Origin of the sequence: Cylindrospermum stagnale PCC 7417, from assembly GCF_000317535.1 — a bacterium.
Lineage (GTDB): Bacteria > Cyanobacteriota > Cyanobacteriia > Cyanobacteriales > Nostocaceae > Cylindrospermum > Cylindrospermum stagnale.
The window spans coordinates 3,703,939-3,718,904 of record NC_019757.1 but is presented as its reverse complement, the minus strand read 5'-3'; the positions used below and the strand labels follow the sequence as shown (position 1 = coordinate 3,718,904).

11 protein-coding genes are annotated in these 14,966 nt (G+C 41.4%); 5 read left to right on the top strand and 6 right to left on the bottom strand.

Annotated elements, in window-relative coordinates:
- Nucleotides 1–193: 193 nt before the first annotated feature.
- Genes CYLST_RS15455 through CYLST_RS15435 form a run of 5 tightly spaced genes read right to left on the bottom strand, consistent with a single transcriptional unit; the run spans nt 194 to nt 6,797 of the window.
- Nucleotides 194–1,213, bottom strand: a complete 1,020-nt coding sequence (locus tag CYLST_RS15455; protein ID WP_015208661.1) for a phosphotransferase — start codon at nt 1,211–1,213, stop codon at nt 194–196.
- 3 nt (nt 1,214–1,216) lie between these two features.
- Nucleotides 1,217–3,046: an ABC transporter ATP-binding protein gene (locus CYLST_RS15450; protein ID WP_015208660.1), complete on the bottom strand. Its 1,830-nt coding sequence runs from the start codon at nt 3,044–3,046 to the stop codon at nt 1,217–1,219.
- Entirely contained in the window at nt 3,047–4,225 is a 1,179-nt protein-coding gene (locus CYLST_RS15445) for a glycosyltransferase family 4 protein (protein WP_015208659.1), read from the bottom strand.
- 2 nt (nt 4,226–4,227) lie between these two features.
- Entirely contained in the window at nt 4,228–5,502 is a 1,275-nt protein-coding gene (locus CYLST_RS15440; protein ID WP_041233121.1) for a glycosyltransferase, read from the bottom strand.
- A 23-nt stretch (nt 5,503–5,525) separates the two neighbouring features.
- On the bottom strand, nt 5,526–6,797 hold the full coding sequence (locus tag CYLST_RS15435; protein ID WP_015208657.1) for a glycosyltransferase family protein: 1,272 nt from the start codon (nt 6,795–6,797) through the stop codon (nt 5,526–5,528).
- 538 nt (nt 6,798–7,335) lie between these two features.
- Between CYLST_RS15435 and CYLST_RS15430 the strand changes: the two genes are divergently transcribed.
- The 3 genes from CYLST_RS15430 to CYLST_RS15420 all read left to right on the top strand — a co-directional run bounded on the left by CYLST_RS15430 (nt 7,336) and on the right by CYLST_RS15420 (nt 10,933).
- Nucleotides 7,336–8,922: a sensor histidine kinase gene (locus tag CYLST_RS15430; protein ID WP_041233668.1), complete on the top strand. Its 1,587-nt coding sequence runs from the start codon at nt 7,336–7,338 to the stop codon at nt 8,920–8,922.
- Between the two features lie 113 nt (nt 8,923–9,035).
- The gene (locus CYLST_RS15425) at nt 9,036–9,704 is read left to right on the top strand and encodes a response regulator transcription factor (protein WP_015208655.1); all 669 of its coding nucleotides are present in this window, start codon (nt 9,036–9,038) and stop codon (nt 9,702–9,704) included.
- A 104-nt stretch (nt 9,705–9,808) separates the two neighbouring features.
- Nucleotides 9,809–10,933 carry a HAMP domain-containing protein gene (locus CYLST_RS15420; RefSeq protein ID WP_015208654.1) on the top strand — a complete coding sequence of 375 codons (1,125 nt, stop codon included), beginning with the start codon at nt 9,809–9,811 and terminating at the stop codon, nt 10,931–10,933.
- Nucleotides 10,934–11,208: 275 nt separating this feature from the next.
- Here the strand turns inward: CYLST_RS15420 and cysH are convergent, their stop codons facing one another.
- Nucleotides 11,209–11,934: a phosphoadenosine phosphosulfate reductase gene (cysH, locus tag CYLST_RS15410; RefSeq protein WP_015208652.1), complete on the bottom strand. Its 726-nt coding sequence runs from the start codon at nt 11,932–11,934 to the stop codon at nt 11,209–11,211.
- Between the two features lie 569 nt (nt 11,935–12,503).
- Here cysH and CYLST_RS15405 point away from each other — a divergent pair.
- Nucleotides 12,504–14,222, top strand: coding sequence for a pentapeptide repeat-containing protein (locus CYLST_RS15405; RefSeq protein ID WP_157162590.1), 1,719 nt, complete (start codon nt 12,504–12,506; stop codon nt 14,220–14,222).
- Nucleotides 14,223–14,665: 443 nt separating this feature from the next.
- Nucleotides 14,666–14,848, top strand: a complete 183-nt coding sequence (locus CYLST_RS35225) for a hypothetical protein (RefSeq protein ID WP_015208649.1) — start codon at nt 14,666–14,668, stop codon at nt 14,846–14,848.
- Nucleotides 14,849–14,966: the final 118 nt, after the last annotated feature.

The following is a 14,966-nucleotide window of genomic DNA, read 5'->3' as shown; positions in this document are numbered from 1 at the left end:
GAATTACTGCATCAGCTTTATATTTATCCATCTGTCACAATCTTTTTTTTAATTGGTATAAGCAACTAAAATAAATAACGAAAATTACAACAGTCGTAACTCATTAAAACAATCTCTATTTTCTTGATTTTATCTGTGTGAATAACAAAATAAATTTATGCGCTGTCGTGCTTTCTTCGCTAACACAAGTAACTCATTTAAATTTTCTATAATTATGAATTATATTGAGACGTTGTTCACAGAGATTTAATAATGCTTCTGTAAAATGAGAACGTTCTGAAAATTGAGTGCTAATATGAATGTGCCTTACTAAAGTTAAAGTGGTATAAGATTCAATTGCAACTCGGAATTGATCATCTGTAAGCTGAAGAAATCGTTCAGTCAAAGATTTTTCAAAATCGCGCAGCATTTCTAGATTACCAAATACACGCAGACTGTATTCTTGAACATGACCAATGAAATTACCGATGTCGAGAGCTGGATTACCTTCACAATATAGATCTAAGTCAATGAGATACAAACGTTGATGATTAATAATCAATTGATCAGGATAAAAATCTCTATGAATACCACAGCATTTTGGTGCTGGTGTGTTATTTGCCAAATAATTACATTCTGCTAAAATTCTTTCTAAACGTCCTTGCCATTGTGGATATTGTTTCATAACTAAAGGAATACGTTCGTGCAAGATTTTTAATTCATCAGTCATAGTATGAGAACAACGGGGAGGAATATTAGTTTTGTGAAGTTTATGAGCAGCTTCAGCAATTCGTTCAGCCCAGATAAAACCATTTTTTTCTATTAATAATTGAGTAGCTGTCACACCTTCAACTTTACGCTGTAACCACATTTGCCATTCAGGAATTATGCCAACAGGTTCAGGTACAGAAATTCCATCAATACTATCCCCAGCAAATCCTGCTTCCCATAAAGACTTCTGTAACTCATAACTATTAAAATCTATCCCCTTAGCCCGAACCTTCCCAATCAGCGTGATTTTTTGTCCATAATCATTAATCAATTCATATTCAATTAAACAACGCCGCCCCGGTTTGTGACGAATAACTTCAATTTTTTCAAGATGAGTATTTTGAGCAGTTGACAAATAATGACTCAAAGAGTCTTGCACTTGCAGCGGATCAATAGCTGCTGACAAAAACGGCATTTTAATATCAGTAACACTGTTAAACCTATCACTCACAAAAACATTCATTTTCTACTCCTCTGCGTCAGAAAAATCTTCTTTAGTTTGCATTGCAACTTGTAGATGATACAACGCTGCATAAAGACCATTTTGTTGGATCAATTCCAGATGCGTACCTTGTTCTAATACCCGCCCATTTTCCATGTAAACAATAATATCTGCGCGAGTAGCAACATCAAGGTCATGAGTAATTAAAAACGTCGTGCGGTTTTGAGAAAGCCTTTGTAGAGCATTAATTACAGCTTTTTCATTGCCCTTATCTAAACCAGTAGTAGGTTCATCTAAAATGAGAATAGGAGCTTGACGAATAGCAGCACGAGCGATCGCAATTCGTTGGCGTTGTCCTCCAGAAAGTGTTGCTCCTCTTTCCCCGACAAAAGTGTCATATCCTTGCGGTAAAGCTTGGATAAAATCATGAGCATTAGCCAGACGAGCCGCATCTTCAATTTCAGCGTCTGATACTCCGGCAACACCGTAAGCGATATTTTCCCGAATAGTCGCCGCAAACAAGATACTTTCTTGTAAAACTACACTAATTTGCGGGCGTAATGATGCCAATGTATACTCTCGTATATCTCTGCCATCAATCATAATCTGACCCAGTGCAGGGTCATAAAGCCGTAATAATAAACTCGCTAATGTAGATTTACCACTACCAGAAGTGCCAACAATCGCTACTTGTTGTCCTGGTTGAATATTTAAGTTGATGTCTTCTAGCAGAATTTGTCCTGGTTCATAGCCAAAATTAACATGATCAAAACAAACCGCACCTCGAAAAATTGGGGCGGGAATTGCATCTGGTAAATCTCTGATATCAGGCTGCTGTTGTAATATATCTAAAATTCGCTCACCAGAAGCCGCAGCTTTAGCAAGTCTGCCGGTGTACTTAGCGAAGTTCTGAACTGGCTTAAAGGCATTTTTGAGATAGGTGATAAATACGAGTACATCCCCTGGTGTCAGCGCAGCTCTTAATGCCAACCAAGAGCCATACCAGAGAACAATAGCTGTTCCTAGAGCAATGACAGCATCTACAGTGCGTTCTAGGTGAGCGGCCAGACGTTGGGTTTTGACGCTCTCTTTGAGGCTACGCTGATTTTGTTGAGCAAACACTTGTGCAAAGGCATCTTGCAGCCAGAGTGCTTTGACTAATTTAATGGCTGCAATTGATTCAGCTGCTGTAGCTGCTACAGATCCTTCTTGTTTCCGTTGCTTTAATGAGGAATCTTGAATTTTTTGGCTAAGTCGATTGGTAACTAACCAAAATAACGGTAACGTGAGAAGTGATAGTAGGGTAAGGCTGGGATTCATCCAAAACATTACCCCAATCATGCCAAATAGACTGAGAATACTGACTACTAAGGGCAATGCAGCCGTAATCATAACTTCTTGCAGACGGCTGGCATCACCACTCACACGAATAATTAAATCACCGCTACGGGCTTGGGTGTGATAAGCCAAAGACAAATCTTGCAGATGACGATATAAATGATTACGCACTTCGGTCATGACTCGGCTGCCGACTGTGGCTAATCCAACGGTACTTGAATAGGCAGCAAAAGCGCGTAATCCTGTAAATACAAGGACTGCAACTGCGGAAAGTGTCAGTAAAGTAATCGGTTCTAGACTTGTAATTACTGGAATATTGGTTGGTTGATTGTCCCGGATGAGAACGTAATCAAACACAAACTTGAGAGGCCAAGGTTCTAGTACCCGGAGTCCGACATCTGCAATTAGAGCGATCGCCGAAATTAAAATTAATCCATACTGTGGGCGAATGTAAGGCCAGAAATAAGCCAGCACTCCCCACAAACCAGGAACAGCTTGTTTGAGGGGTTTTGACATTTATTGTCTTACCTCCACAGAGAGTCCCGCTATAGGCAAAGTTTGTTGAGCGATTGCTACGGAGCGCTTCGCTATCGCATCCCAGGTATGATGTGCCATCACCTTTTGGCGTGCAGCTTGTCCTAGACTATGACGGAGAGTAGGCGTGAGCCACAATTGTGCTAATGCATCTGCCAATGCGATCGCATCACCAGGAGGACAAAGAATCCCATTTACCCCCGGATCAATTAAATCTACTAATTGCCCAATTCTGCTAACAACTACAGGCAAACCAGCCGCCATATATTCATAAACTTTCAACGGTGAAAAATAAAAATCCGCTTGCGCTGGATAGGGTGCAACAGCAACATCCATCGCAGCTAATAATTTAGGAACTTGATCAGGATTTACCGCCCCAGTAAATTGAGTATGAGAATTTAACCCCCGTGCAGATAATTCAGATTCGAGATTTTCTCGTTCTGGCCCATCACCGACAATTAAAAGTCTGGCATGAGGAACTTGTTGATGCAGTCGAGCAAAAGCCTCTGTGAGAATTGGTAATCCATGCCACGGTTTTAATGTCCCCACAAATCCCACCGTAAAGGTTGCCGATTGAGTGGCAGCATGAACAGTAGAAAAACGGTCAGGATTTACACCATTAGGGATGACATGAATTTTGCTACTATCTACATAATTCATTAAATAGGTTTTCACCTCCTCAGAAACAGCAATCAAGGCTGTAGCAGCTTGAAAAACCCGATGCGCCACCTGTTCAGCACTATGAATATCTATCAAACCGCGATGCTTTGCCTGTTCTGTAATCAGAGGGGAATTGACTTCTAATAAACCGGGAATTCCCTTTTCTTGGGCAAATTTCATGGCGCTATAACTCCAAAGAGAATAGCGCTCATAAATGAAGTCGAAAGATCCAAACCTCTGCAAATATAAACGTAAATCAGGATTAATTCCTAAAGCAACCTGTTCCCTCATAGCTTTTTGCACTTTGGGGATTGCTGGCAATTGATGAACAATAATATCAGTTAAATCTGCTGGTGCTATTCCTCCAATCCGAGTAGCAAACAATTCAACTTCGCTACCTTGCCTTTGTAATGCTCGTATCATCTCCTGAACATGAATAGAACATCCCTTTTGTCCAAATACAGGAATTCCGGAATCAGCACAAACATAAGCAATTCTCACCTTCACAACTCCTTTGCGACTTTGCGCTTACTCTTGGAGATCCCTAAGAGCGATTGCGTGAAAAATAACTCTCTTAACACTGCGGTATTGCGATAAATATCAAACTCAGATTCAATTAATTGTCTAGCCTGAGTTGACAACTTAACCCGCAAAGCTGAATCAGTGAGGAGTTCCTGAAGTGAAATCGCTAATTTTTCAGCATGATTTTGCGGCACAATCAACCCAGTCTCACCATGACGCACCAGTTCGGGTATACCAGTAACATCTGTACTCACACAGGGCGTTCCTAATGCGATCGCTTCCAGTAAAACTGTAGGTAGTCCGTCCCGGTTGCCATCTTTAGCAATCACATAAGGCGCTGCAAACACAGCCGCTTGTTGCACCAATTGAAACACATCATTTTGGGGACGTGGCCCGATAATCTCCACAATAGATTGCAGTCCTAAATCTTGGATTTGCTGACGCAGTGTAGGTTCTAATGATCCTGTACCGATAATTTGACACTGAAACTCACAATTTCTTTGCTTCAGGATGGCACAAGCATCTATCAAAATAGATAGACCTTTTTTCTCGACTAACCGACCGACTGAGATAATTAAAGGAGGACGGTCAGCCGGAGAAGAATATTGTAATTGTTGCAAATCCAAACCATTGTAAATGCGCCTAATTTGCTGTGCGGCTGTAGGATATGTTTTTTGTAAATAATTGAGGTTGTAGTCACTGACAGTTACAACAGTAGCTGCATCCTGTAGTTTGTGTTCCATATCTGCAAATTCAACACTCTCATGAAAGATGTCTTTAGCATGAGCCGTGAAGGTGTAGGGAATGCCCGTAAAGTGAGATGCTAATCTAGCGACACTGGTTGCTAAAGTACCAAAATGAGCGTGTAAATGAGTGATGTCTTTAAGTTTTGCTTCCCGTGCTAACCATGCAGCTTGGTAGACGGTGCTGGCTTGTTCACCTTGAGCAACTGCTAACTTTGACCAAAAATCTGGAATGACTTTACTAGCCTCTTGTAATTCTGCCCAAAAATAGCAGGCTGGTGTGGGAGCAAGACTATTGAGAGATTGACTCACACGACCTTGAATTGGCTGTTTAATGTAAGTTACGGAAGCTCGTACCTGGGAAATAATGTTTTGAAAGTGGCTGTCACTCGGCGGTCTTAATGCGAAAATTTCAATATTTAAACCTGCTGCTTCATGAGCCAAAATTTCATTGACTACGAAGGTTTCAGAATAGCGGGGATAGCGTTTGAGAACGTAACCAACAATTGACATAATTAGAAATAGGTAATAGGTACTCAGCACTCGGTACTCGGCATGAGTATTTCGTCTATAAATTGAGAAATGTGGTTGAGTCCGTTGAGATTGACGAAGTTACGCACCTGTGGTGGCTCGCTTTCTTGTATTAACCAATCTGTCAATGCATGAGAAGTCAGGTTGTGGGGGTGCAGCATATCAACTAAACCCAGTGCTTGTAAGCGTTCGGCGCGGACAAACTGCTCTCGGCGGGGTTTGATTCGGGGTACAATTAGCGATCGCTTTTGAAATGACAACAATTCACAAGTTGTATTGTACCCACCCATTGCAATCACGTGCTCGGCCTGATTTATCAACATTGTCGGCTCAGATAAATATTTCAATACCCGCAAATTGGCACGTTTAGCAGCCAACTTTTGAAGCCGTTGCTGCACCTGTCGCGGCATAAAAGGACCCGTCAAAATAATGCCGTTCATGTCTGGTGGTAGTTCAGCACTAGCAAATGTTTCTGCCAAACGCGCTCCATCTTGTCCACCACCCACCAGGCATAATACTAATCGTCCTGATGACAAATTGAGTGATTTAAAAGCCTCAACACTATCCAAATCCATGAATTTGAGGCGGTTACGTTGGTCAAGATAGCCTGTGTAGCGGAGTTTAGCAACGGTTTTGGGGTGGAAACTATATTCCTGTACTAAGTCATAGATGGCTGGATCTCCATATACCCAAACGGCATCATAATAACTTTGAATAGCCTCTTCATTAGCCATGCGTTTCCAGTCTCGATCTACGGATGCAGGTTCGTCTAGCACATCTCGTAAACCGAGAATGCAATGGGTTTGTTCTTGGGTACGCAAGTAATCCAGAGTTGGTTCTAGTTCTCTGACTGCTCCTCTGGGTACATTATCGACAATGAAAATATCGGGTTTAAAAGTTTTGATTGTAGTGAGAATAACTTGCGATCGCAGTGTAATTATTTCCTGCAATGACAAATCTAGCCGTCGTGCCCGATATTGTCCATTAACATTTTTGTACAAAGCAGGTAGGCTCAAATAATCGACTCCTGGAGGTATTAGTACATTGCTGCCATCTTGTATGCCACTAATCATCAAAATATCGGTTTCTAGGGGTGAACATCCTAATGTTTGTGCAATTAACAAGTTACGGCGTTTGTGTCCCAGTCCCATTGTGTCATGGGAATATAAAGCAATGCGCCACTTACGAGGATTGTGAGATGAACTACTAACCTCCGCAGATTCTTCTCTAGCCGCCCTTAGTCCTATTTCTCTAGAGTGAACTAATAAGTTTTTCATTTGCAATCCTGACAAAGTTTTCATTAGGGTAATTAACCACAACAATGATTAATGGCGGTTGATGAATTTGCTCCTAGATCAGAGATAGGAGGAAACAGGCAGGACTAAAAACTAATGCTTAACTACTGATAGCAGAGGGTAGTGCAGTCCATACTCCCTTTATTACTATATTTAATTGAATTATCACCTGTTAAACTCGCTCCGACAATTGAATTTAATAGGGTTAAATAGTAGGATGGTTTTTGTATTCATTGGGTAGATGGATTTTGCAACTGTTGTTTATTAACAGGATATTAAGATTTGATTTTGCTTTCTTGAAGAAAAATTAAAGATTATTGTTAACATATCAATTAACCGTGAAAAACACATGAAAAATAGATGAAAATTTTCTCATCTTTAAATGATCACCAGTTTGTAAAATTAGCCTGCATGGAATAACCGTGATTTTTAACAACCTAATTTGCCTGAGTTTAACCGTGATATGAACAACTTAATTCCCAATAAAGAACTGGGAAAATTGAAATTAAGAAGATTAAAAATGAGCGTAACAATAAATACTTTCCGTGAGCGCATATCTGGTTTCAAAATATCTCAGTTATCTTTAGTTTGGCAGCAAGTATTTGGAGAAGCACGCACCCGAATTTTGCTGTGGTACTTGCTGATTTTAGGAATAACATTTCTCATAGCCATTCCTGCATTTCGCTATCATCTCTATTACCGCATTGATGAGCGTGTTCGTCAAAATATGGCAGCAGACATCAAGGATTTCAGAGCATTGATTAACGGACAAACCTTGATTCCAGGGGATGAACTCACTGATGACGAAGGAAAAGAGATGGTAATCAGACCAAAGCAATTTAACTTGTTAATGTCTGAACAAGAAAGAATTACTACTCCCAGATCAGTAGAAGAATTAAGGACGCTTTTCAGAGCTTATTTGTTGTATCGGCTACCCAAAGATGAATCCTACTTCATCACTTTTATAGATGGTGAATTCTACAAATCCAGTCCTAGCGCCCGTCCTCAGCTCCTAGCTAGAAATTCACTACTAATGAAACAATGGGCAAAACAGACCTATGCAGAACAGGGAGAAAAAGAATTTTTCACCTCTGATGTTAGTAATATTATGTACATTGTGGAACCGCTAACCATCAATGGACAAACACGGGGAGTGTTTGTGGTTGCCCACAATGCTGCTGGAGATCGGACACAAGCTCTAGAAGCAGTGACGGCAATTATTGAAGTTTCCAGCTTAGTTTTTGTGGTGTCGTTAATTCTAGCTTGGTTAGCTACAGGGCGAATACTGACTCCTTTACGAACAATTATCACCACGGCTCATGCCATTAGTGAGTCAGATTTAACTCAGCGTTTGCCAGTGCGAGATCAGGGAGAATTGGGAAAACTGGCCACAACATTCAACGAAATGATGGACAGACTCGAAGCTGCCTTTGCCAGTCAGCGTGAATTTGTGAATGATGCTGGACATGAACTGCGAACACCAATCACGATCATTCGTGGACATTTAGAACTGATGGGAGATGACCCCCAAGAACAACAGGAAACCCTGGTCATGGTGATGGGAGAACTGGACAGGATGAGCCGTTTAGTTGATGATCTGATTTTGCTGGCCAAAGCAGAACGCGCAGACTTTTTACAGGTAGCAACGGTAAATGTGGCAGAGTTAACCCAAGAGTTATTGATCAAAGCCCAAGCGCTGGCAGAGAGAGATTGGCAACTGGATGCTGTGGCCAAAGGTCAGATTGTGGTTGATCGCCAAAGAATCACCGAAGCTATAATGAATCTGGCGCAGAATGCTACTCAGCATACTAACAAGAGTGATACTATTTCCATAGGTTCAGCGATCGCTAAAGGAAAGGTACGCTTCTGGGTACGCGATACAGGCGAAGGTATTCCACTGGTGGATCAAAAAAGGATTTTTGCACGATTTGCCCGCACTTCCCACAGTCGTCGTCGTTCAGAAGGTGCGGGCTTGGGACTGTCTATTGTTCGAGCGATCGCAGAGGCTCATGCCGGGCAAGTATTACTTCGCAGTCAGTTAGGCAAAGGTTCGATGTTTACCATCATCTTACCCCTAGATCCCCCGCAAAAAGCCAGTAATTACTAGTAGCGCAGGGCATAAATAACTAATCAGTAAGATTCAAGTCAAAAGCTTGTGGAATCTACTTTTTTAATTGTTAGTTGTTAATTTTTAATTCCGCGAAAGCGGTACTAGTGTCTATGCCCAACATTCTCATCGTTGAAGATGAACCCCGGATTGCCTCATTTATTCAAAAAGGGTTGCGATCGCAAGGATTCACAACCACAATTGTGACGGATGGGCTGTACGTGCTGGATGTAATACAAAGTAGCACTTTTGATTTGTTAATTCTGGATCTGAGGTTGCCTGGAAAAGATGGATTTAAAGTCCTCGAAGAACTGCGTGGACAGGGAGAAGACATACCTGTAATTATCCTTTCTGCTCGCAGTGACATTCACGATAAAGTTGCGGGACTAGAAGGAGGTGCAGATGATTATGTCACTAAACCCTTCCGATTTGAAGAACTACTAGCACGGGTAAGGTTGCGGTTGCGGAGCGCTAGACCTGTCAGAGATGCTCAAGAGTTTACCCTTCAAGTTGGTAACGTGGTACTAGATTTGCGGACTCGACAAGTGAAATTAGGCGATCGCATTATAGAACTACCCGCCCGTGAATTTGCAATGGCAGAAATGTTTTGTCGGCATCCAGGACAAGTCATCAGTCGAGAACAACTGCTAGATTCCGTTTGGGGTTACGACTATAACCCAGGTTCTAATATTGTCGATGTATATGTCGGTTATCTCCGCAAGAAACTTGGCAGCAAAGTGATTGAAACAGTTAGAGGCATGGGTTATCGCTTACGAATCTGATAGTATATTGGTATAATTACAGACTTGAATTATTCAATTCAAAATCCAAAATCTAAAATTCGGTTGATGGAACGGATTCAAGTCTATCTGGGTCGTGATTGAGTATGAAACAGCATCACAACTTAGATGAACAGACCTTCGGTCAGTCAAATATCCCCTTAGAATCAAGTGATTCAAGCCCAGACACAAGCAATTTTAGGTATTGGTTCAGCCATCTGAAAGTTGGCCAAAAGATTGGTCTTGGTTACGGACTGCTTTTGAGCATCGCTGTCTTGGGAACCAGCATCGGGTTTTTGATTGCGGATCATTACCAGCGACAAGCCCAGAAACGGGAAGAAGCAGCAATTGAAGAGTTATATCAAATGTACCAACTCAAAACCATTGTGTTTCGTGTTCGTACCAACCAACACAAACTGATTTTATATATGGAACAACCAAAAAGATGGCAAGAACAATATACTTTACTACTGAAGTATGTCGAGCAAGCTAGACAAATTTGGTTTGATTTCCAAGCTAACTACAATATTGAAAACCCAATTATATACGATTCTATAATTGAGAAAAAAGCCGTTTATCGCTTGTTGCAAACCTACAAAGGATTTGATACTTACTTACAACACACGGGAGGTTTATTTCAGGATAACAATCCCAGTAAATTATCACCAAATGAGATTAGAACAGCACAAAACCAACTGTTTAATTTCATGCACGGTTCATCAGTTTTTATGATTGATGATTTTCTCGATGAGATCACGATGCTTGTGGAAGTGATAGCCCAGGAGTATCAGCAAGCTAATTGGGAACTAAAAAGGGCAGAAAAATTACGTTTATACATTATTTTAGGGAGTTTATCACTATCAATTGCACTCGCCACATTATTAGCAATTTACACCAGTCGCGCCATTGCTCGTCCTATTCAAGTAGTCACTCATATTGCTCAACAGGTGACAGAAGAATGTAATTTTGATTTGCAAGCACCTGTAACAACTAATGATGAAGTTGGTATCTTAGCTGCTTCCCTCAATCGTCTCATCCTCGAAGTTCAGCAACTCATCAAAGTCCACAATGATGCTAATGAACAACTAGAAGTATACAGCCAAATACTGGAAGAGAAAGTACGCGAACGAACGCGGGAGTTAAATGAGAAAAATCTTAGCTTAGAGTTGACACTGGAGGAATTGCGTCGTACTCAAGCTCAACTCAGTGAAACAGAACAAAATGGTGATTGACATACTCCCCACACCTTTAGGCGTGGGGATTCTGGGGTCAAACAGCAATTGCTGGCGTAGCCAGTCTAACAATCCGGAAATTAAACAAAAGCCGTCCTACTAGGACGGGGCTTTAAACCCAGTTTTTTGGTAAGGGAACTCCAAAAAAATAAAGTCCGCGGATGCAGACTTTATAAAAGGCGATCGCTTCCAGCGGGGCGCAGCCCATCGCGAACAGCGGGCGTTCCGCGCCATCGCGAACAGCGGATGCTTTGGTGCAGGTCGCTAAACAGTCATTAAATATGAATTCCACATTCTGTTTTATTACTTCCCCGCCAGCGTCCGGCGCGTTCATCTTCGCCTTGACCGACTTTGGTGGTGATGGGTTCGTCGCCAATGCTGGGATAACCTTCGTTGTGGAGAGGGTTGTAAATCACCCCATGTTCAGCGACATAAACCCAGCTTTCTTCGCGTGTCCAGCTAGCCAAGGGATTGACTTTCAACCGCCCTTTGCCATCCAACTCAAATACGGGCATATTCGCACGGGTTACGGCTTGGTCGCGGCGACGTCCGGTAATCCAAGCGATGGTGTTCAGTTCGTCTAGACCCCTGAGCAGTGGTTCAATTTTTGTAACGTGGTGGAATTGGGTAATATCTTTGTCCCAAAGTGCTTCGCCGTATTTGGCGGTAAAGGCTTCGCGGGTGTCTACGTCTGGAGTTTTGTAAGTTTTCAGATCCAGGTTATAAATTTCTTCAGTTTTGGCAACTAGTTCTAGGGTTTGGGGGAAGTGGTATAAGGTGTTGAGAAATATAACAGGGACTGAATGCTTGAGTTCACTATAAAGAATATGGGTAATTATCATGTCATCCACGTTAAAGGCGCTGGTTTGCACCAGTCCCGTGGGGATATTCTCTATAGACCATGCCAGGATGTCCTTGGGAGTTGCAGTTTCAAAGTGCTGATTTAATTGCTCTAAGTCAAAATTCGCCGTTTGGTTCCTAGATGCAGTGGAAACTGTCATGATTATTCTCTGGGATTAAATATTTTTTACCTTCATTAAAAATAATCTTACCCTATCAAGGCACGTATCCCGCTCGGAAATTAGGTAATTATTTTGTTCGGCTTTTACTACACAGTCTGTAGTGTCATGGTATCGCTTTATTAAGAAATACTGAGATTTTGCTAAGAAACTTTACGCAATTTTAAGTTTTGACTAGCTTTGCATAGGTATTTATATTGTTACTGCTATGTTAAGAGAATCTTTAAAATAAAAGGATTTTACGAAAATGAACGATTCAAAATTACCAAATGCATTCGGTCAATCCTTAGCTATGGCTGCTTTGATCATATTGACCAGTGTTGGCATTATTACGATTATGAACCTGTTTTAAGAACAAGACTGCAAATTTTAGCTAAAAAACTTTACATAACCCCGTTCAAAAATGAGTGGGGTTTTTACATTTTGTTACAAAATATAATTTTTTTCGGAACAAAAATCTGAACGCAATCATCCGTAATTCTATAAACACAGTTTGTAGAAGAGTTGACTCTTCACAACAAATTGACACCTGGTTACAGATGACAAAAGAGATGAAACTTGCTAATACCCAGCAAAGAGGTTTGAAAAAGTTCTTCGCTGCTATTACTTTATTGACACCCCTGATGATGGCGGTTCCGGTTTATGCTGAAAAACCTGAACAGGTCAAACAGTTGCTGGACACGAATAAATGTCCCAAATGTGACTTAAGCCGTGCAAACCTGAGGCGCAGAAATTTAATTCGCGCTGATCTCTATCAGGCTAACCTCAGTAGTGCAGACTTGGAGGGTGCAGACTTAAGCGGTGCAGACTTGAGAAATACTGATTTAAGTAGCGCCAAGCTGTTTCGTGCTAACCTGTTTCGTGTTGACTTGGGGAGTGCTAACCTCAGTGGTGCTGATTTGAGCGGGGTAAATTTGAGTGGTGCAGACTTGAGAAATGCCAACTTAAGTAGTACAAATTTAAGCAATGCTGACCTGAATGGTGTAAACCTCAGTGGTGTTAATTTCAGTAATGCCAATCTCAGGGGCGTGCGACTCGATAATGTTAACCTCAGAGGAGTGAACCTGAATGGTGTAGACCTGAGTGATGTAGACCTGAGGAATTTTAACTTTAACGGTGTCTCATTCAATGGTGTCAACCTCAGTAGAGCAAATTTGAATGGTTTTAATTTGCGGGGTGTAGAACTGAGGAATGGGAATCTTAGTTATGCCAATTTGCAAAATGCTGACTTAAGTAATGCCCAACTTAATGGTGCTAACTTGCAAGGTGCTAATCTCTATAGTGCTGACTTGCGGGGTGCTGATTTGATTGGTAGCAATCTCAGTGGTGCTAGCTTGGGGAATGCTGATTTGCGGGGCGCTAACCTAGATGCAAGTAGTTTACCTGACAATATTCGTGCTGATGCTGGTGATTACAGCAAATGGGGAGATAATCAGTATAGCAAACGTGAATACAAGAGTGCGATCGCCTATTACAATCAAGCGATCGCACTTAATCCCCAAGATACCCAAGGTTATACTAGTCGCGGTCTTGCTTTTAGCCAATTAAAAGATTATCAAGCCGCATTAGCCGATTTCAACCGAGCAATCGAAATTGACCCTAACTATGCCAAAGCGTACAACAGTCGGGGTTTGACGCGGATTGAGCAACAAGATTATCAAAACGCGTTAGTTGATTTTGAGCAAGCAATTCGCCTTAACCCTAACTACGCTGAAGCTTACAACGGTAGGGCCACAATTCGCCGTATCCAAAAAGACTATGCAGCAGTGATTGTTGATGCATCCCTGGCGATTAGAATCAATTCTAAATTCGGGGCAGCATATAATAACAGAGGTTTAGCTAGATTTGCCCAGCAAGATTATCAGGGTGCGATTAAAGATTATGACTCAGCTATTGGTAATTCTAGCAACTGGGCTTGGGCATATTTTAACCGAGGGCTTGCCAAATATACGATTGGTGAATATAAAGACGCCACTGGAGATTATGACAGGGCGATTGACATAGATCAAAACTATGTTGACGCTTACTATCAGCGCAGTTTAGCTCGCTTTGCCCGCAAGAAATATGAAGATGCGATTAAAGATTGCGATCGCGTAATTCAAAAAGATCCAAATTATGGAGAAGCTTACGAAAATCAGGGTAATTCTTTTTTGGCTTTGAAAAAGAAACCAGAAGCAAAGCAGGCTTTTGAGCAAGCTGCGAGAATCTATTCGCAAAAACAGCATAATACTAGTCTGCAACGAGTGCAGCAAATTATCACTGGGCTTTAATTCTTTGGGTATCTTGCTTGCCGAATATTGTATAGGTGAGCAAGATAAATACCCAGTAGTAAACTAGGATATTGATATTAGGAGAAACTCTATAACTTTATGCAGTTTGTCATATAATTATCAAAATAAAGTCCACTTTTTAGCAATTTCTTCAACAATTTTGGATGATTTGCTTGGTAAACTTAAAATAATGCAAATATCTACGAGTCCACAACCCCAGAAATCAAACAACGTAGCTTTCGCTCAGATGGGGTATTTTCGACTTTAGATAATTTTTCTAAGGAAACAAGCTGCAAATAGGATTGCTATAGTTGGCGACGAGTGCAGAAAATTATCGCTAGGCTTTAACTCTTGGGAATCTCACTAGCCTAATATCGCAGAAACAAGCAAGAGACGCACCCAGAAGAAAACCAATGTGTTAAGTAGGTCAAAGAAGAAAAACAATGAATATGGCAGAAGACAACCAACTAGTGATCCGCCACGTTAGTCCTGAAGTGAGACGGTTGATTAAGGTATATGCGGCTGTTAATGACTGTACCCAGGCTGAAATGTTGGAGCGCATTGTTTTGGAGTGGAACGCGCAGCAGAGCGAGAGCGAAAGACCGCCTGGTGACGAAGATGAGTAGCTCGATTATATGAAATCCTGGCGTATATCAGGTAAAAGTAAAGATTTTGTTGGCAAGTCGTCCAAACCCTAATTTGGAAAGGGAAATGCTGTGATATATCAGGGTTTCTCTGAAGCGA

Excerpts from the sequence above, each read along its gene's own strand:
- cysH (WP_015208652.1), bottom strand. The coding sequence starts at position 11,934 with ATGACAGTTTCCACTGCATCTAGGAACCAAACGGCGAATTTTGACTTA.
- CYLST_RS15440 (WP_041233121.1), bottom strand. The coding sequence starts at position 5,502 with ATGTCAATTGTTGGTTACGTTCTCAAACGCTATCCCCGCTATTCTGAA.
- CYLST_RS15420 (WP_015208654.1), top strand. The coding sequence starts at position 9,809 with ATGAAACAGCATCACAACTTAGATGAACAGACCTTCGGTCAGTCAAAT.
- CYLST_RS15455 (WP_015208661.1), bottom strand. The coding sequence starts at position 1,213 with ATGAATGTTTTTGTGAGTGATAGGTTTAACAGTGTTACTGATATTAAA.
- CYLST_RS35225 (WP_015208649.1), top strand. The coding sequence starts at position 14,666 with ATGAATATGGCAGAAGACAACCAACTAGTGATCCGCCACGTTAGTCCT.
- CYLST_RS15435 (WP_015208657.1), bottom strand. The coding sequence starts at position 6,797 with ATGAAAAACTTATTAGTTCACTCTAGAGAAATAGGACTAAGGGCGGCT.
- CYLST_RS15405 (WP_157162590.1), top strand. The coding sequence starts at position 12,504 with ATGAAACTTGCTAATACCCAGCAAAGAGGTTTGAAAAAGTTCTTCGCT.
- CYLST_RS15430 (WP_041233668.1), top strand. The coding sequence starts at position 7,336 with ATGAGCGTAACAATAAATACTTTCCGTGAGCGCATATCTGGTTTCAAA.
- CYLST_RS15450 (WP_015208660.1), bottom strand. The coding sequence starts at position 3,046 with ATGTCAAAACCCCTCAAACAAGCTGTTCCTGGTTTGTGGGGAGTGCTG.
- CYLST_RS15425 (WP_015208655.1), top strand. The coding sequence starts at position 9,036 with ATGCCCAACATTCTCATCGTTGAAGATGAACCCCGGATTGCCTCATTT.